This is a genomic window from Bifidobacterium sp. SKU (assembly GCF_026016405.1).
Classification (GTDB): Bacteria; Actinomycetota; Actinomycetes; order Actinomycetales; family Bifidobacteriaceae; genus Bifidobacterium; species Bifidobacterium bifidum.
The window spans coordinates 1,871,210-1,890,137 of sequence record NZ_CP092890.1 but is presented as its reverse complement, the minus strand read 5'-3'; the positions used below and the strand labels follow the sequence as shown (position 1 = coordinate 1,890,137).

Genomic DNA, 18,928 nt, shown 5'->3' with positions numbered 1-18,928 from the left:
CGCCCAAAGTCCCATTTCGTGCGCGTTAGATGGGACTTTCGCGGGGTGGAGCAAAGCGGGAGCGTGACCGCGCGTCCCCGTTGCCGCGTACTGTGGTAAGTCAAGCTAAGCCAAGGAGGAGTCATGCCATACGTTATCGCCCAGCCGTGCGTGGACGTCAAGGACAAGGCTTGTGTGGACGAGTGCCCGGTCGATTGCATCTACGAGGGTTCGCGTTCCCTGTACATCAATCCGAACGAGTGCGTCGATTGTGGCGCGTGCGAGCCGGTGTGCCCGACCGAAGCCATCTTCTACGAGGATGACCTGCCCGACGAGTGGGCTTGGTACAAGGATGCCGCGGTGAGTTTCTTCGCCGAGGTCGGTGATTTCGGCGGTGCTTCCGCACACGGCCCGATCGGCCACGATCCCGAGCAGGTGGCCGCGTTGCCGCCTCAGAATCAGGACTGATCCGCCCGGTATCATTCTGCAGGCCGTCGCCTTGTGCGGCGGCCGCTTTCATAGAGCACGGTTCCTTCGCCGGGTGGCACGCCACGGCCGGCTGGAGGACGTCGAGGAAAGGACCAGCATGGGCTTTCACGCTTATTCATCGCCATACGATTGGTCTCGCATCGCCCCGTACAAGACAAAGGCGGCACAGGTGCCGGGCGGCATCGTCGACCTGTCGGTGGGCTCTCCCGTCGACCCGGTGCCGCAATCCGTGCGTGAGGCGCTTGCCGCGGCCTCGGACGCGAAGAACGCGCATGGCTATCCGGTGACGGCCGGATCCGGTGATCTGCGCGACGCCATCTTCGAATGGTTCCGTGCCGTGCGCGGCGTGAACCTGCAATCCATCAACGCCGACGTCGTGCCCACGGTCGGCTCCAAGGAGGCCGTCGCGCTGATGGCCTCGCTGTTGCACCTCGGCGAGGGCGATGTCGTGGTCCAGCCGAAGGTCTCGTACCCCACGTACGAGATCGGCACGCAGCTGGCCGGTGCGAGCGTGCTGAAGGTCGATGACGTCTCGGACGTCGACTCATGGTGCCATGTGCCGGGTGTGAAGGCGGTATGGGCCAATTCGCCGTGTAATCCCACCGGCGGCGTGCTGTCCGGCGGCTGGCTGTCCGATATCGTCGCGGCGGCGCGTCGCATCGGCGCGGTGGTTCTGTCCGACGAGTGCTATGCCCTGATGTGCTGGTCGTCGAATTCGCGTGATTTCCACGTGGACGGTGCCGAGGCCGGTGCGTCGACGCCGGTGTCGTTGGCGACGTCCCCGTGCGCGTTGAACACCGCCGTCTGCGATGGTACCGCAGACCGGATCCTGGTGCTGTACTCGCTCAGCAAGCAGTCGAACATGGCGGGATACCGGACCGCGTTCATCGCGGGAGACGCCGGCCTGGTGCGTGAGATGTCGGCGTACCGCAAGCAGATCGGGCAGATCATCCCCGGTCCGGTGCAGTCCGCGATGGCCGCGGGATTGCGTGATTTCGATGCGGCGAAAACCCAATGGACGCGCTATCGCCGCCGTCTGAAGACGCTGGTCGGCGCGCTGCGGTCCGCCGGATACGACGCCCGCATGCCGCAGGGGGCGCTGTACGTGTGGGTGCGGGCGAAGTCGGGCGACTGCTGGCGCGACATGGACGATCTGGCCGCGCTCGGCATCATAGCGAGCCCCGGGGAGTTCTACGGAGCGCCGGAATGCCTGCGCTTCTCCGCCACCGCGAGTGACGATGCCGTCGCCGACGCGGCGCGGCGTCTCTCGCGCTGACGTCGGTCGGCTCACCCACCGGCTCACAATCCCAGCGACGCCGCGCCCTTGCCGTATTTGCGGCGTATCGCGTCCAGCGCCTGCTCCGCGTCGCGCTGCCGCGCCGACCGCGTGACGGTTCCGGCGGACTGTGCCTCGGTCTCCTCCAGCACGTCATCCAACGTCGGCTGCACGGTCGAACCAGCCGACCTCGCCAGTCCGCTCGCGCTCATGCCGGCGAGCCGGATGTCTCGCGGCAGGGGAGTGCCGGGGCTCCGCATGGCGGCGACGCCATCCTCGATCCCCAGCATCCGGCACAGTAGCTCTACGGATTGCGGATACAGCGCGGCGGCCGTGTCCTCGGCGCGTTCCATGGTGTGTGACATCGACTTGTAGCTCAGATCGGCGAACCGCAGTTTCACCGTCACCGTCCGCGCCACCAGACCGCGTCTGCGTAGTGAGCTCGCCACTTCGTCGCAGCACCGGCGCAGCAGGTCGCATACCCGGCGCATGTCGCGCGTGTCCTCGGGGAACGTGCTCTCGGAGCCGATCGACTTCTCCGGAGTGTACGGCGTCACCGCACGCTCATCCATGCCACGCGCGGCCATATACAGGCCGTGGGCCATGGTCTGCGAGCCGATGGCCGTGGCCAGCGTCTGCTCGCTCATCTTCGCCAGGTCGGCCACGGTCTTCACGCCCCACTCCGCCAGCCGCCGCTCCAGCGAAGGCCCGATGCCGGGTATGCCCCGCAGCGGCATCATCTGTACGAACTCGGCGTGACGGGCGACGGGAATCAGCAGCATGCCATCAGGCTTCGCATTCGTCGACGCCATTTTCGCGACCAGCTTGTTCGCGGCGACGCCCACCGAACAGGTCACATGGAACCGCGAGGCGACCTCCTGTCGTATCCAGGCGCCGATCCGGGTCGGCCGTTGCCAGGCGAGCAGCGCCCCCGACACGTCCATATACGCCTCATCCACCGAAACCTGCTCGAACCGGTCAGTGACCTGGCTGAACACCTCTTCGACGATGCGCCGAGACATCATCCGGTAGTAGTGCATGTCCACCGGCAGGAACACGCCGTCCGGGCACAGCTGACGGGCGCGGGCGCTCGCCATCGCCGAATTGACGCCGTAACGCCGTGCCTCATAGCTCGCCGCCGACACCACCGAGCGTGTCCCGGTGCCGATGATCACCGGCTTGCCTTTGAGTTCGGGATGACGTGCCACTTCCAGCGAGGCGTAGAAGGCGTCCATGTCGATGTGCAGCACCGTGCAGCCGGTCTCGTCATGCCCCCAATCGCGTTTGGCGGCGGCCAGTCTAGGTGCGGTGCTCATATCCCTTATCGTACCGTACCGTACCGTGCCGGGCTGGGATGGAGCGGGCCTTGCCGTACCGGTTGGGGAGCGGCCGTCGCAATTTCTTTGCCGCCCGCGCGTGGCCTGGCCTGTCGGAGCGCAGGGCGCCGCGAAATTGCTGGCGTTGCTGGTGATCGTCGCGGGGATCGTCACGTTCACGGGCGACTCGAATCCGGCGCATTGACCCGCCGTCAGGCCCCGTATGACGCCGCGTGCGGCACACCGTGTTGCTGAAGTCCGGGGGACGATGGTAAGATACCATGTTGTTGCGCCAATGTGCAACATGGAGACATGCCTGAGTGGCCGATAGGGGCACCCTGCTAAGGTGTTAGTCGTGTTTAGCGGCTCGAGGGTTCGAATCCCTCTGTCTCCGCCGACTAGGCTCCGGACGTTTGCCCGGGGCTTTTTGCTTTTTCCGGGTCTTTCTCGAGGGACGTCAAGAACGACTATTGCAGCCCGTATTATGGCAGCAGGCTGGAGCCGCCGGCGCGTGGGTCGATGCTGTGTGACCGGTAGGGAATCGGTAAGCCACGAAAAGCTGAATGTCCGCTGGGATTTGTGTGGTCATGATATGAGAGAGCCGGTCGTGCATAATCCGCGCGACCGGTCATCCGGGCAAAGCATACCGTCCCTTGTAGCGAAGCAGGGGGGGCGGAGGTACGCCATTGTCCGTCCGTCTCCAAGCAGTCATTCTACCCCCTTCGTTTACCGTGACACGATGATGTCATCGTTCACATAGTAAGAAAGATGCCGCCGCAATGTGATTGCATATGCCGGTTTCCCGCGCGTGTCGCACGTCCGTGCTTGTGTCGTATGGGAGATCCGCCCGCGCGTGTCGTGTCCGCTTACTGGACAGTAGCTGACGGGCGTTAGACTGAGAACCATCAGGACGAGATGAGCAAGGAGCGTACGATGGGGCACATCCGGGGAAAAGGGCATCACAGGACGACGGCATCGCATTCGCCCGTCAGGGCGCTCGTCGTCGTGCTGGTCATCGTGGCGGTGCTCGTCGGCGGCGGATGGCTGGTCGTGCGGCATATGCAGGCCGCCGCTCCCGTCGCGAAACCGGACAAGGCCGCGACGGTGACCCGGGTCGATCTCGACAACAAGCAGGCCGTACCCGAACCGGTTGTGGAGCACCATGGCAATTCGCCCGACTGCCCGGACACCGACTGCATCTCCATGCTGGTCAACGGCGACCTGCTGTTCCATCCGAACCTGTGGAAGCATTTCGCCGGTGCGAACACCGCCGCCACCGATGGCACGGCGTTCGATTTCACGCCGCTGTTCGAAACCATGAAGCCATACATCCAGGCGTCCGACATCGCCGTGTGCGAGTTCGAGACGCCGATCGCCAAACGCGGCGGTCCCTACACCGGCTATCCGGTATTCAACGTGCCGCCGGAGGTCGCCGATGCCGCGGCCTCGGTCGGCTACACCGCCTGCACGCACGCCACCAACCATTCATGGGATCAGGGTGCCGACGGCATCGCCCGCCTGTGGGATACGCTCGCGTCCAAGGGCATCGCGCAGACCGGTTCGTACAAGACCGAGGAGGACTCCACCAAGCCGCTGGTCATCGACTCGCCCACGGGCGGCGGCAAGCTCGGCCTGGTCACCGGCACGGTGTCGCTCAACGGCATGACCGCCGACCATGACTGGCAGGTCGACCGCCTGCGCGAAGCCGGCGACCCCCAGCATCAGTCCGACATCGACCGTGCCGTCGCCAAGGCCAAGGCCGCCCGTGAACAGGGCGCCGACGTGGTGGCCATGGCCATGCATTCGGTGCAGGAATACATCGACTACGCCGATTCGTGGCAGGTCTCCGAGGCACATGAGCTCGCGGACACCGGCGCGTTCGACGTGATCTACGGCGCCGGATGCCATTGCGCGCAGCCCATCGAGAACTACAACGGCACGTGGATCATCTACGGGCTTGGCAACACGGTGACGGTCAGCGCCCCCGCCAGCAGAATCGTCAACAATCAGGGCGTGACCGCCCGCATCCAGTTCGCCGGCCGCAAGGGCGTGGTCGGGGCATGGCGCGTCAGCCGCATTGACTGGGTGCCGACCGCGAACATGCGGCAGGGCTCATACCAGTGGTGCCCGATCTCCAGCGACCATCCCAACGGCACATGCTGGTCCGAATCGCAGGATGCGCAGGTGCGCCAGCGCATATGGAACGTCATCTATTCGATGGGCGCCGACAAGAACGTCGTGAAGGAGTGGAACATCACCGATGAAAACCGTTCTTGACACGTCCGACCGGCCGGCGCATGACGCACTGGTGGAGAAGAAGTCCGAGTTCATCGCCGATGTGTGCCATGTGGATGCGTTGGACGAGGCGCTGCTGTTCGTCGATTCCGTTCGCCAGCTGCACCCCAAGGCCCGGCATGTGGCGTACGCCGCGATATGCGTCGACGGCGATGGTCGCGTGCGGGAGAGGATGAGCGATGATGGCGAACCATCCGGCACCGCCGGCAAGCCCATTCTCGACGTGCTGCGGCAGGGAGATCTGATGAACTGCGCAGTGACGGTCACCCGGTATTTCGGTGGTATCCTGCTGGGGTCGGGCGGGCTGATTCGCGCGTATTCGTCCGCCGCCTCGCTGGGCGTCAAGGTGGCCAGACTGGCGTCCATCGAGACGTGCCGCAGATACACGACAGCGCTGCAGTACCCGCAATTTGACGTGTTCCGTCAACTCGCCTCGGATTGCGGGGCCGCGCTGGAGAATGAGCGGTACAGTGACCGTGTCGTACTGGACACGGTGGTGCCGGTGGAGCGTGAGCGGGAATTTCTCCGGCGCGTGCGTGAGACGTTCAGCGCGACGGTGACGCCCGAATCCGGTGAACTGATAAGCCGTCCCGTCGCAATCTAAACAGGCGCGCTGTTATGCGCAGCATGTCTGGGGGTGGTTTTGCGGTACTCAGCTCACCCGTCAGCAGGAACGCAATACTTTGCGGAAGATATGGTTCGGTTCGGCGACCCCTCGGGTATGGTGATGACTATGAGCGAGATGCAACGACATGATGACGAGGCCACGGCGCGCGAGGCCACAGCGCAGACTGCAGCGCAGTCTCAGCCTGACACGCAGTCTCAGCCCGACAGCGCCACTGACTCCACGCCCTTCGAGCCTCTGACCGCCACGTATGAGCGGCTGCGGCACTCCACCGATAGCGCGGAACTGTCCGAGTTCGCGCGCCGTCCGTTGCCGGACCGTTCCGATCAGGCGGCGTTCTCCCGTGCGACGGCACTACTGGAGGCCGTCGCCGGCAACCGGCACACGCCGTTGGAAGATCGCATCATGCTGGCGGAGACGATGCCGTTCCCGAACATCCTGGTCAAGCTGTCGACGGACCCGAGTCCGGACGTGCGCAGGGCCGTGGCGGCCAACGAGGACGACAAGAACTGGCTGGTGGGGCGCCTGACCAAGGACGAGGTCCCCGAGGTGCGCGACGCGGCGCTGCGCAACAAGCGCACATCATGGAAGATGCGGCTGGAGGGAGCGCAGAACACCGATCTTGACGCCGACACTCTGGACGTGCTGTCAAGGCTCGGAGTATCGGAGGAATCCGGTGCCCCGGCGATTCTCGCGACGATGGTGCGGCGCGCGGTGGCGTTGAACCCCGGCACTTCGCAGGAGACGCTCGACCGGTTGCGCGACGACCCTTCGCCCGAAGTGGCGAAAGCCGCGGCGAGCCGGACCTCGGACGCCTCGTGACGCATCATTGCGCGACACCCTCCCTGCGCTCCCTCCTGCCACCCCCGTACTGACCCCGTTTCGTTCCGACCCGTCCGCCGCCGGCGGATCAGGCGATAATCGCGGGTAAAATCTGGCGCAATTCGCGGTATACGTAAGCGTGCCGCGCAAAAGCGGGCTTACACTAAGGAATATGACAGAGAGTACAGAAAGTGCGGAGCGTCTCGCGCGTCCGCTGATCCATCTGGCGCGTCTGGTTGGATTGGCCACGAGCTACATCGGCATGAGCGACGACTATCACGAGATCGATGATGATGTCCTGAAGGCGTTGCTGGGTGCGTTGGGCGTGGACGCCCATGACGATGACGCCATCGATGATTCCGTTGTCCGTATCCTTCGCGAGCGCCACGGGCGTCTCGTCGCCCCGACCGTGTTGCATGTCGTCGGCAAGGAAGATCGTGTGCTGCTCAACACCGGTATCATGCAGATTCCCTCCGCAACCATCACGCTGGAAAACGGCGACGAATACCAAGGTGCGCTGGAGCCGGGAGCCGGAGACGGATCGCAGGCGTACGAGGTCGACGGCAAGTTCGTGGCGACGGCATCCATCACCATACCCGCGGATCTGCCGATGGGATACCATACGCTGCATGTCAGCGTGGGCGACCGCACGCAGGATGCCACGCTGATCAGCGCCCCCGAGCGTATTCCGATGCTGCCGGCCATGGAACATGACCAGCTGTGGGGCTGGATGGCCCAGCTGTATTCCATCCGGTCCGCCGGATCCTGGGGCGTGGGTGATTTCGAGGACCTCAAGACCCTCATGGTCGATTCGCACAGCAAGACCGGCGCCGATTTCATGCTGGTCAACCCGCTGCACGCGTGCGAGCCGGTAGCGCCGCTCACCCCGTCGCCGTACCTGCCGATTTCCCGCCGCTTCATCAACTTCACGTACATTCGTCCCGAGGCGATCGAGGAATATGCCGGCCTCGGCGATGACCTGAAATCGCAGATCGGCGAGCTGCACGCGCAGGCCGAACCGCTGAACGGGGACGCGCAGATTATCGACCGTGATTCGATGTGGCGCGTGAAGATGCACGCCCTGTGGCTGATTTTTAAGGCCGGGCGCAGCGAGGAGCGTCAGAAGGCGTTCGACGACTACAAGAGCACGTCCGCCGAAGGGCTTGAGGCCTACGCCACGTGGTGCCTGTGCTACGACAAGTGGGGCGCGCCGACCGGCGAAGCCGACAGCTGGGAGAAGCGCCTCGACAAGAACAGCGACGAGGTGCAGGGGCTGCGTCGACAGTTCCCCGACACATTGGACTTCTACCGCTGGTTGGAATGGATCGCCGACGAGCAGCTGGGAGCCGCTCAGCAGGCCGCGAAGGACGCCGGCATGCAGATCGGCCTCATGGCCGACATGGCGGTCGGCGTGCATCCGTCCGGCTCCGACGTGTGGTGGAACCCGGAGTGTTTCGCCAAGGGCGCCACGGTCGGCGCGCCGCCGGATTACTTCAACCAGCAGGGGCAGGACTGGAGCCAGCCGCCACTCAACCCGATCGAGCTGGAGAACACCGGCTACCTCACGTATCGTCACATGGTGCAGGGCATGTTCGCCCATGCAGGCGCGGTGCGCATCGACCACATCCTCGGCCTGTTCCGCCTGTGGTGGATCCCCTCCGGGCACACGCCCAAGGACGGCGCCTATGTGCAGTACGATTCCGAGATCATGCTCGGCATCCTGGCACTTGAGGCGTCGCGCGCCCACGGCGTGGTCGTCGGCGAGGATCTGGGCGTCGTGCCTGACCACGTCTCGACGTCGCTGTCCGCGCATCAGGTGCTGGGTTGCGCCGTCGAATGGTTCGAGCAGATGGATGGCAAGTTCCGCGCCCCGAAGGATTGGCGCGAGTTCTCGCTCGCCTCGGTGAACACGCACGACCTGCCGCCCGCAGCCGGATATCTCGCGTACGAGCACGTCGAACTGCGCGAGCGCCTGGGACTGATCGAAGGATCGGTCGAGGACTTCGAGCAGAACGCGCGCGCCGAGCACAAGGCCATGATGGTCATGCTGATCGTCAACGGCTATCTCGACCCCGACCTGCTGAAGGACGAGAAAGCCCACGAGCAGGAGATCGTCGAGGCGCTGTACCGCGGCCTGCGCGGCTCCCCGTGCAAGCTGCTCGCGGCGTCCATCGTGGACGGCGTGGGAGAGCGCCGCGCCCAGAACCAGCCCGGCACCAACAACGAATATCCGAACTGGCGCATCCCGCTGGCCGACGGCAAGGGCAATGTCGTGCCGCTGGAGGAGCTGTTCTCCAACACGCGTCTGCTCTCGCTCGCCAAGGTCATGCAGGGGCGCTGAGGGTGCGATATGGGCATGCCATCCGGCCGTACATGTCGTTCGGCCGGATGATGAAGTGTGTCGTGTGGCGTTGCGAAATGTCAAAGGTGGCGTTATCATAGAGGATTGTTGTGTTTCCCTAAGGGGTCCTTCAAAGCGCTTTCCCACTCGCCATCGAGGACTTTCAGGGAGCCCACGGATAATGAGGCCGAAACCGCCAAGCCTGACCAGCGCGGCAGTCCAAGCCCGGAACACAATAAGCAAGAAAAGGTACACCAGTGAAAACTTTCACTCCGAAACCAGCCGATTTGACTCATGACTGGTACATCATCGACGCCACCGACGTGGTGCTCGGTCGTCTGGCCACTCAGGTCGCCACGCTGCTGCGCGGCAAGAACAAGCCGACCTACGCGCCTCACGCCGATTCCGGTAACCACGTGATCATCATCAATGCCGACAAGATCGCTCTGACCGGCAACAAGATGGGCAAGGAACTGTACTCGCACTCCGGTCGTCCCGGTGGCCTGCGTCGCGATAGCTACGCCGAGCTGCTGGCGAACAAGCCGGAGCGCATCATCAAGGCTGCCGTCAAGGGCATGCTGCCGAAGAACCGTCTGTCCAAGGTGCAGCTGGACCGTCTCCGCATCTTCCGTGGTGCCGAGCATCCGCACACCCCGCAGCAGCCGCAGGTTTTCGAGATCGCTCAGGTCTCGCAGCAGGCCAAGTGAACCGAAGGGAGATAGAGAATCATGGCTGAAAACACCAACGACTCCGCGGTTCAGGCAACCGAAGAGGAGCTCACCAGCTACACCACCGAGACCAACGCGGGTGCCGGCACCGGCACTTCCGCGATTGCTCCGGGCTACGGCACCGGCCGCCGCAAGGAAGCCGTCGCCCGCGTGCGTCTGGTTCCCGGCACCGGCAAGTGGACCATCAACAAGCGCACCTTGGAGGAGTACTTCCCCTCCAAGCTGCTGCAGCGTGAGGTCAACTCCCCGATCGTGCTGCTCAAGCTCGAAGGCAAGTTCGACGCGATCGTCCTCGTTGACGGCGGCGGCACCACCGGTCAGGCCGGTGCCATCCGTCTCGGCGTTGCCCGCGCTCTGAACGCCATCGACCGTGACGCCAACCGCGCCGCCCTGAAGAAGGCCGGCATGCTGACCCGCGACTCCCGTGTCGTGGAACGCAAGAAGGCTGGTCTGCACAAGGCACGTCGCGCTCCGCAGTTCTCGAAGCGTTAATATACGTCAGTTCTGGCTATCGCGAGGCCCTTTCGGAAACATCGTTTCCCGGAAGGGCCTCGTTCGTTATGAGCACCTCTACTGCAGCCTGCGCATCACGCTGATGCTGAGTGCGGGCATCGTCCATACCACCGACCCGTTAACCGTAGCGTTGCCGCCATCACGGGCCGACGCGGAAGCGCCATGCACGGTACTGGCCGCAGACATGGTCGCCGAAACATCCGCGCCAACGCCCGGGGCCTGCTCGTCATCCTCGAACAGCACATCGGCATGCTCTGTGGTGGCGCCAAGCAGATCCAGCTTGTCCTGCTCGGCCAGCGACGCCTGAACGGTCTTCAACAGCTGATGGATGTTGTCCTTCTCGCTGACGGACATGATCCAGTTGCTGCGCAGCGCCTGGTTCTTGCCGATACGCTGCAGCCGATCGCCCGGCGCCGGCCGCAGTCCGACCGCGGTCGCGGAACTCCAGTCACACTGCCAGGAGCAGTCGCTCGGCAGGGTGAACCGGCGTACCTCGTCGACGCCGTTGATCACGATGAGCACATCGACCTCATCCTGCGAGAGCAGTCGCATCGCGAAGCTGCGTATCGTCGTGTCGAACCAGTCCCGATCCATCGGCGTGGTGCCGTCGGGCAGATACCATTGCACGCGGCTCGACGGCTTGAACAGGCCGAGCTGCGTGAGCCGCGTGAAGAACTCCTCGTGATGGTACAGTCCCAGCGACTTGCGTATCGACAGCAGTCGGGACACCGTATCCAGGCGGTGCATCTGCATGGTTTTGCGGGTCTGGTACATCCAGTCCCAGTTCAGCCAGGTGATGTCGTTGTCCTGCGCATAGGCGTTGTTGTTGCCGCTCTGCGAGTTGCCGAATTCGTCGCCTGCCAGCATCATCGGCGTGCCCAGCGACAGCATCAGCGTGCCGAGCATGTTCATGGCGGCCTGCTCGCGTTTGCGGATGATCGCCGGGTCGTCGGACGGCCCCTCGACACCGAAGTTCGCGGAGTGGTTCACGTTCGATCCGTCGATATTGTTCTCGCCGTTGGCCTCGTTGTGCTTGACCGCGTATCGGGTCAGGTCGGTGAGCGTGAATCCGTCGTGGCACGAGACGTAGTTGATCGAGGACACGCATCCGCGCCCGGGCTCCGTGGCGAACAGGTCGGACGAACCGCACAGTCGCGTGGCCATCTCCTGCATGCCGATACCGCTGGGCGCCCCCGGTTGGGTGTCGGTGATCCAGAATCGGCGCACCGTGTCGCGGAACCGGTCGTTCCACTCGCTGAACGGCATGCCGAATCCGCCGGTCCTCCATCCCTGCGGCCCCAGGTCCCAAGGCTCCATGATGAGTTTCAGGTTGCCGAGCAGCAGGTCGGAACGCAACGCATACAGGAACGGGTGATGCTTGGTGAAGTCCCCGTCCAGCCGCGCCAGCGACACGCCGAGATCGAATCGGAACCCGTCGATGCCGATGCGCTTGGCCCAATACCGCAGCGAGTCCACGGCGAACGTCACCACGTGCGTGTTGGTGAAGTCGAAGGTGTTGCCGCAGCCGGTGGTGTCCTCAAGCCGCCCGATATTGCCCTTCTGACGCCGGTAATACAAGAGCGCGTCCAGACCGCGCCAGCATGTCGTCGGCCCTTCCACGCCGCCTTCGCAGGTGTGGTTGTACACCACGTCCATGATGACCTCGAACCCGGCCTCATGCAGCGCGCGCACCATGCCGATGACCTCGTCGCGGACCGCCCGGGCCCCCTTGCGCTGGGCTTCGGCAGTGGCGTACGAAGGCTCGGGGGAGAAGTAGCTGAGTGGCGAGTACCCCCAGTAGTTGTGCCGCCCGCGCTCCTGCAGGAACAGCTCATCCTGCTTGGCCTGGATGGGCAGCAGCTCGATGGAGGTGACGCCCAGGGATTGCAGGTACGAGAGCGTGGTCGGGTGGGCGAGGCCCGCGTACGTGCCGCGCAGTTCCTTGGGCAGCCAGGGTGCGTTCGCGGTGAATCCCTTGACGTGCAGCTCGTACAGCACGGTCTTGCTCCACGGCACGTGCGGGTGCGAAGGGTCGGCGTCGTGCTTGCTCTTGTCCCGGTCGTCGATGGCCACCGACACGGGCATGTTGCCCAGTGCGTCGACGGTGCTCATCGGCCCGAACGCTGAGCCGCGCACCTTGCCGTCCTCGCTGACGTCGCACTGGTATGAGAACGCGGCCGGCGACAGCTTCATGCGGCCGTCGATCCCCTTGCCATACGGGTCGAGCAGCAGCTTGTACGGGTTGAACCGCAGCCCCTTGCTCGGATCCCACGCGCCGTCCACTCGGTAGGCGTAGCGCATGCCGTCCCACGCCTTGGGAAGATGCACGTACCACAGGCCGTAGTTCGGCCCATCCATGCGGAACAGCGTCTCGCGCACGTACATGGGCTCGATGATGCGCGTGCAGACGGCGTGCTCGTGTATTTCGTTGATGAACGGCGTTGCTGAATCATCGAAGATGCGGATGGCGTCGTTGAAGAAGGCGGTGGGTTGATCGACCTTCTCGTAGATGCAGAGCCACACCTGATCGGCTGTTTCGGAACGGACGATGACATCGGCGCCGCCGTCTTCCGTGAAGTACAGGCCCGGTCGTGTCGCATAGCGATGAGGGATTGCATACCGCTGAGGTATCGCGTGTTTCATACACCCATTGTAGCGGTGTCGATTTTCGTCCGTGTCGGAGCGGGCGAGGACGGGTGCGGGCCCGTGTCCCAGCCGCACAGCGCGTCCATGTAGGGGTCGGTGAACTGCATGGCCGCGCCGATGGCGCCGCTGTTCTCGTCGCTGCGGCTCAGCCGAAGGGTGAAATGGTCGGTGCCGAACACGCTGAGGGCCGTGACCCGCCGCTGCAGGTCGGCGATGTTGTCGTGGTCGAGGTACAGCGCCGCCTCCCCGCCGATGACGACGTCGGCGCAGATGACGCACCGCACGTTGGCGATGGCCAGCGCCACGTGGTCGAGCCAGTCGTTCATGCGCTCGCGGTGATGGGTCTCGCCTTGCTCCAGCACGCTGAAGAAGCCGGGGATGCTCTCGTAGTCCTCCGGCAGGTTTTCGGGAGAGCAGTAGGCGGCCATGCAGCCGCGCCTGCCGCAGTGGCACGGTTTGCCGCCTGGGACGAGCGTCATGTGTTCGATGGCGCCATCGCACAGGTTCGGGCCGCGGTGCAGGCGGCCGTTCATGATGAGCGCGCCGCTGGGTCTGCGGTTCAGGTACAGGCATATGGCGTCGCTGATGGCGGCGTCGTGCAGCGTTTCGGTCATGGCGATGGCCGCGGCCTCGCGGATTAGTTGACGCGGGTAGCGCACCGACTGGGCGATGGTGTCGATGGTGACGCCGGTCGCTCCGGTCGAGTCGTTGAAGGTGATGACGGTGCCGTCGGCCGAGATGGCACCGGGGATGGCGAAGGATACGCCGAGCACGGGGCCGTGGGCCTTTTCGGTCTCCGCAGCGAAATCGTTGATCGCCGAACCCATCCGCTGGTAGTAGGCGTTGGTGTTGGCATAGGGGAGCGTGCGCGAGAGGGTGGCGATGGGACGCCCCTGCAGGTCGATGGCGCATAGGCGCAGGGTGTTGCGGTGCATGGTGACGCCGATTGCGGTGCGATGACTCGGGTTGAACCGGTAGCTTTGGGATTTGCGGCCGCCCGTGGAGTCGGTCAGGGGGCCGGGAGCGATGATGCCGTCGTGTTCGAGCGCGCGGATGTTGCCGGTGATGGTCGGCAGGCTCAGCTGCAGATCGAGCTGCAGCTGGCGCTTGGTGACGTTGCCGTGCGTTGCGAGGTGGCGGATGATGGCCTGCCTGTTGCGCGTCTTGGTGATGTTTCGGGTTGTGGCGATGTCGGTGTCCGTGGTCGTCATTGGGGCCTCGTTGCTGGGTTGATTCCGTGTGGTGCCGGACGCATGACACCGCTTTTAATAAATAATTTTATAAAAGTTTGTCGACGAGTGCAACTTTTATAAACATGCTTTATATAAGTTGTGTCTCGAAAATTCGTTTGATGGTGTGCGATGTCGCAAAAAGCGAACAAAAGATATCATTTCGTGGAATATCGGCAGCAAAACAAGGTTAAATGTAACAAATAGCAACAAATAAATACCAAAAACAAACACGAAACGCCGTCGTTTTTGTTCGTGTGCGTTTGCGCAGTGTATCACGTAGATTGTGACGTAGGCCACAGATGCGCAATAGCGAGCATGTGGATGGATGATCCGCCAGGTGATGGCGGCAACGACAACGGAATGAAACCACAGCTAGTCGAGGAGTATTCATGGCAGAAGCAACACAGGTCGAGGCGCCCGCCAAGCCGAGCCCCGAGGAGAAGCGCGCGGCGGCCGAAGCCGAGGTCGACGCCCTTGTCAAGAAGGGTCTCAAGGCCCTTGACGAGTTCGAGAAGCTCGATCAGAAGCAGGTCGACCGCATCGTCGCCAAGGCGTCCGTCGCGGCCCTGAACAAGCATCTGGTGCTCGCGAAGATGGCCGTCGATGAGACCGGCCGTGGTCTCGTCGAAGACAAGGCCACCAAGAACATCTTCGCCTGCGAGCACGTCACCCACTACATGGCCGGGCAGAAGACCGTCGGCCTGATCCGCGAGGACGAGGTCATGGGCATCGACGAGGTCGCCGAGCCGGTCGGCGTCGTCGCCGGTGTCACCCCGGTCACCAACCCGACCTCCACCGCCATCTTCAAGTCGCTGCTGGCACTCAAGACCCGCTGTCCGATCGTGTTCGGCTTCCACCCGGGCGCCCAGAAGTCGTCCGTGGCCGCCGCGAAGATCGTCCGCGACGCCGCGATCGAAGCAGGCGCACCCGAGAACTGCGTGCAGTGGATCGAACACCCGTCCATCGAGGCGACCGGCGCGCTGATGAAGCACCCGGGCGTCGCCACCATCCTGGCCACTGGCGGCCCCGGCATGGTCAAGGCCGCGTACTCCTCTGGCAAGCCCGCCCTCGGCGTCGGCGCCGGCAACGCTCCGGCCTACATCGATACCGATGTGGACATCGAACGTGCGGCGAACGACCTGATCCTCTCCAAGCACTTCGATTACGGCATGATCTGCGCCACCGAGCAGGCCATCATCGCCCACAAGGACGTCTACGCGCCGCTCGTCAAGGAGCTCAAGCGCCGCAAGGCATACTTCGTCAACGCGGACGAGAAGGCGAAGCTGGAGCAGTACATGTTCGGCTGCACCGCCGGCTCCGGCCAGAAGCCGGTCCTCAACTCCGTGGTGCCGGGCAAGTCCCCGCAGTTCATCGCCAAGGCCGCCGGCTTCGAGATCCCCGCCGACGCGACGATCCTCGCCGCCGAATGCAAGGAGGTCTCCGACGACGAGCCGCTGACCCACGAGAAGCTCGCCCCGGTGCAGGCCGTGCTCAAGGCCGACGACAAGGAGCAGGCCTTCGAGATGTGCGAGAAGATGCTCAAGCTCGGTGCCGGCCACACCGCCGCCATCCACACGAACAACGAGGCGCTGGTGCGCGAGTACGGCCTGCGCATGCACGCCTGCCGCATCATCTGGAACCAGCCGAGCTCGCTCGGCGGCATCGGCGACATCTACAACGCGATTGCCCCGTCGCTGACCCTGGGCTGCGGCTCCTACGGCGGCAACTCGGTGTCCGGCAACGTCCAGGCCGTGAACCTGATCAACATCAAGCGCATCGCTCGGAGGAACAATAACATGCAGTGGTTCAAGATTCCGGCCAAGACGTACTTCGAGCCGAACGCCATCAAGTACCTGCGCGACATGCACGGCATCGAGAAGGCCGTCATCGTGTGCGACAAGGTGATGGAGCAGCTCGGCATCGTCGACAAGGTCATCGACCAGCTGCGCGCCCGTGACAATCGCGTCACCTTCCGAATCATCGACTACGTCGAGCCGGAGCCCTCCGTCGAGACCGTCGAGCGCGGTGCCGAGATGATGCGCGAGGAGTTCGAGCCCGACACGATCATCGCGGTCGGTGGCGGCTCCCCGATGGACGCGGCCAAGATCATGTGGCTGCTCTACGAGCACCCGGAAATCTCCTTCTCCGACGTGCGTGAGAAGTTCTTCGACATCCGCAAGCGCGCGTTCCGCATCCCGCCGCTGGGCGAGAAGGCCAAGCTTGTGTGCATCCCGACCTCGTCGGGCACTGGTTCGGAGGTGACGCCGTTCGCCGTGATCACCGACCACAAGACCGGATACAAGTACCCGATCACCGACTACGCGCTGACCCCGTCCGTGGCCATCGTGGACCCGGTGCTGGCCCGCACCCAGCCGCGCAAGCTGGCCTCCGACGCCGGCTTCGACGCCCTGACCCACTCCATGGAAGCCTACGTGTCCGTGTACGCGAACGACTTCACCGACGGCATGGCCCTGCACGCGGCCAAGCTCATCTGGGACAATCTGGCCGAGTCCGTCAACGGCGAGCCGGGTCTCGCCAAGACCGACGCGCAGGAGAAGATGCACAACGCCGCCACCATGGCCGGCATGGCGTTCGGCTCCGCGTTCCTCGGCATGTGCCACGGCATGGCCCACACCATCGGCGCCCTGTGCCACATCGCCCACGGCCGCACCAACTCCATCCTGCTGCCGTACGTGATCCGCTACAACGGTGCCGTCCCGGAGGAGCCGACCAGCTGGCCGAAGTACAACAAGTACGTCGCCGACAAGCGCTACCAGGACATCGCCCGCATCATCGGCATCGACCCGGGCAAGACCCCGGCCGAAGGCGTCGAGAACCTGGCGAAGGCCGTCGAGGACTACCGCGACAACAAGCTCGGCATGAACAAGTCCTTCCAGGACTGCGGCGTGGAAGAGGACTACTTCTGGAGCGTGCTCGACCAGATCGGCATGCGCGCTTACGAGGACCAGTGCACCCCGGCCAACCCGCGCATCCCGATGATCGAGGACATGAAGGACATCGCCGTGGCCGCATACTACGGCGTGCCGCAGGCCGAAGGCCACAAGATTCGCGTCGAGCGCGAGGGTGTGGCCGCCACCGAAGAGGCGTCCGAGCGCGTCTGACGATGGCATGACATCACCCATCCCAGGTGATTGAACCAATGTGGGGGTCTTCCTATGCGGAAGGCCCCACAATTATTTCAGGCCATTCCTGCCTCCCGCTGGCGGGAGGTGGCACGTAGTGCCGGTGAGTGGTCACGCGGATTCAGTGATTACCTCCACTAATCTTCTCTTCGCGACTACCCACTGAATCCGTCAATTACCTGCCTTGTCTCCCTCCGCGGCGGTGATCGCCTCGGCTATCGGATCATGCCGGAAATCGTGGTTGCGATACTCAGGATCATCCACCGGCAGATGCTGCACCAGCGTGTCGAACACCTGACTGTATATCTTGCCGTGATCGAGCACCGCGTCGAGCACGTGACCGCCGAACGTGCGATCGTCTGACAGAAAATGCTCGTGAAAACCGGCGACGGCGGCTCCATGAAACATCTCCGGCGAGAAATATCCCAGCATCGTGCCCTTCACGTCGTGCCGCAGGAACATCGCCTGCCGGTCGGCGACCTCCACCAGAGTCGGGTACGGGGCCTGCTGTTTGATGACCGCCCTCGTCTTGATGAAGCTGAAAGTGCCTCGCACGATGACCGAGAAGAACGTGTTGGCGCGGCCGTTCGCCTCGACGATGCGGTTGTTGAGATCCTCCAGGCCGATATCGCGGCGCTCGCACTGGTATTGGAACGCGGCGTGATGCACGTTCGCGAACGGCATGGTGAAATCGTCCGGCACGCGTTCCGCCACGCCGCTTTGTCCGACCTTATAGGCGACGCCGTCGAGGATGATGAGCTCGCCGTCGAGCCCTTCGCCGGTTCCGATGCCGGTGTCGCCGTGGGTGAGCAGTTCGCCGATGGTCGTGGTGCCTTCGAGCAGTCCGGGCACCAGCAGCGCCAGCGTGCCGTGCTGGTACAGCTGGTTGGCGTGATGCGCCGTGATGGGTTTGATCTGTGCAGCTTGCGATTTTGTCACGGTGATTATGATAATGCAGCACGCGGGGCGCTTCAACGCGGGCTTCACATAGGGGAGCGCCTGCGCTGTGACCTGCCTCACGAACAACACAGCCACCTCATCCCGCCAAAGTCCCATCTGCGGCCTCTGAAATGGGACTATGGTCGGGGAGGGAGTCGGATAGGAAGGGGGAGGCGGATCGCCGCTATGCCAGGTGAGGACAGATGATGATGACCGCTATGAACACCAGTAGCAGGCACATCGCTTCGGTGACGCCGGCGATCATCGGTTTCGGCCGTCGTTGCCCCACAGCGAGCGCTCCCGGCGCAGCCATGCGGCGAGGAATGACAGCCCGGCCAGCGTACGACGAACAAAGGCGCCCACCGCAGCGCGCCCGGACGCATGATGACGAATGGCAGTCCGACCACGCACAAGGCCGCCGAATACACGATCGTTGGCGGCATCCAACGGCGGGCGAACCGTGATTTGAACCATCGCGCCGCGGAGAACTGCACGCAATAGCACAGCACCCAGGCGGCGAACAGCCATACGGTGTCCGCGTTGACGCCGCCCAGTATCACTCAGGCGCTCGCGGCTACCTCCGA

At 63.9% G+C, this 18,928-nt stretch carries 13 protein-coding genes, 1 tRNA gene and 1 pseudogene; 10 read left to right on the top strand and 5 right to left on the bottom strand.

Annotated elements, in window-relative coordinates; genetic code table 11:
- The first annotated feature begins 123 nt into the window (after positions 1-123).
- Complete coding sequence (gene fdxA, locus MMB49_RS08090) at positions 124-447, top strand: ferredoxin (protein WP_003814463.1); 324 nt, start codon at positions 124-126, stop codon at positions 445-447.
- A gap of 118 nt (positions 448-565) precedes the next feature.
- Positions 566-1,744, top strand: coding sequence for a succinyldiaminopimelate transaminase (gene dapC, locus MMB49_RS08085; protein WP_047270869.1), 1,179 nt, complete (start codon positions 566-568; stop codon positions 1,742-1,744).
- A gap of 23 nt (positions 1,745-1,767) precedes the next feature.
- Here dapC and dinB read toward each other — a convergent pair whose 3' ends face one another.
- A complete protein-coding gene (gene dinB / locus MMB49_RS08080) occupies positions 1,768-3,060 on the bottom strand; it encodes a DNA polymerase IV (RefSeq protein WP_047270867.1) in 1,293 nt (430 codons plus the stop codon).
- 306 nt (positions 3,061-3,366) lie between these two features.
- On the opposite strand from dinB, the gene MMB49_RS08075 reads away from it, so the two are divergent.
- The 7 genes from MMB49_RS08075 to rpsI all read left to right on the top strand — a co-directional run bounded on the left by MMB49_RS08075 (position 3,367) and on the right by rpsI (position 10,363).
- Positions 3,367-3,454 (top strand) — tRNA-Ser (locus tag MMB49_RS08075).
- Between the two features lie 539 nt (positions 3,455-3,993).
- Complete coding sequence (locus MMB49_RS08070) at positions 3,994-5,337, top strand: CapA family protein (RefSeq protein ID WP_047270866.1); 1,344 nt, start codon at positions 3,994-3,996, stop codon at positions 5,335-5,337.
- On the top strand, positions 5,321-5,959 hold the full coding sequence (locus tag MMB49_RS08065) for an IMPACT family protein (protein ID WP_013363867.1): 639 nt from the start codon (positions 5,321-5,323) through the stop codon (positions 5,957-5,959). The genes MMB49_RS08070 and MMB49_RS08065 overlap by 17 nt, the downstream gene beginning before the upstream one ends.
- Positions 5,960-6,088: 129 nt before the next feature.
- Positions 6,089-6,802 (top strand): AbrB family transcriptional regulator, encoded by a 714-nt coding sequence (locus MMB49_RS08060; RefSeq protein ID WP_081111252.1) that lies wholly within the window; start codon positions 6,089-6,091, stop codon positions 6,800-6,802.
- 172 nt (positions 6,803-6,974) lie between these two features.
- Positions 6,975-9,143, top strand: a complete 2,169-nt coding sequence (malQ, locus tag MMB49_RS08055; protein ID WP_003815647.1) for a 4-alpha-glucanotransferase — start codon at positions 6,975-6,977, stop codon at positions 9,141-9,143.
- 257 nt (positions 9,144-9,400) lie between these two features.
- Entirely contained in the window at positions 9,401-9,850 is a 450-nt protein-coding gene (gene rplM / locus MMB49_RS08050) for a 50S ribosomal protein L13 (RefSeq protein WP_003814479.1), read from the top strand.
- A 21-nt stretch (positions 9,851-9,871) separates the two neighbouring features.
- A complete protein-coding gene (gene rpsI / locus MMB49_RS08045) occupies positions 9,872-10,363 on the top strand; it encodes a 30S ribosomal protein S9 (RefSeq protein ID WP_003814481.1) in 492 nt (163 codons plus the stop codon).
- A gap of 78 nt (positions 10,364-10,441) precedes the next feature.
- Here the strand turns inward: rpsI and glgX are convergent, their stop codons facing one another.
- Both glgX and MMB49_RS08035 read right to left on the bottom strand, forming a co-directional pair.
- Positions 10,442-13,027: a glycogen debranching protein GlgX gene (gene glgX, locus MMB49_RS08040; protein ID WP_047270862.1), complete on the bottom strand. Its 2,586-nt coding sequence runs from the start codon at positions 13,025-13,027 to the stop codon at positions 10,442-10,444.
- Positions 13,024-14,241 (bottom strand): ROK family protein, encoded by a 1,218-nt coding sequence (locus MMB49_RS08035; RefSeq protein WP_047270860.1) that lies wholly within the window; start codon positions 14,239-14,241, stop codon positions 13,024-13,026. The genes glgX and MMB49_RS08035 overlap by 4 nt, the downstream gene beginning before the upstream one ends.
- Before the next feature lie 410 nt (positions 14,242-14,651).
- Here MMB49_RS08035 and adhE point away from each other — a divergent pair, with 410 nt between their 5' ends.
- Entirely contained in the window at positions 14,652-17,384 is a 2,733-nt protein-coding gene (gene adhE / locus MMB49_RS08030) for a bifunctional acetaldehyde-CoA/alcohol dehydrogenase (RefSeq protein WP_003814487.1), read from the top strand.
- Positions 17,385-17,576: 192 nt separating this feature from the next.
- Here the strand turns inward: adhE and budA are convergent, their stop codons facing one another.
- Positions 17,577-18,461: an acetolactate decarboxylase gene (budA, locus tag MMB49_RS08025; protein ID WP_047270857.1), complete on the bottom strand. Its 885-nt coding sequence runs from the start codon at positions 18,459-18,461 to the stop codon at positions 17,577-17,579.
- A gap of 162 nt (positions 18,462-18,623) precedes the next feature.
- Positions 18,624-18,904: pseudogene (locus MMB49_RS08020) on the bottom strand (YwiC-like family protein); the annotation flags it as partial.
- Positions 18,905-18,928: the final 24 nt, after the last annotated feature.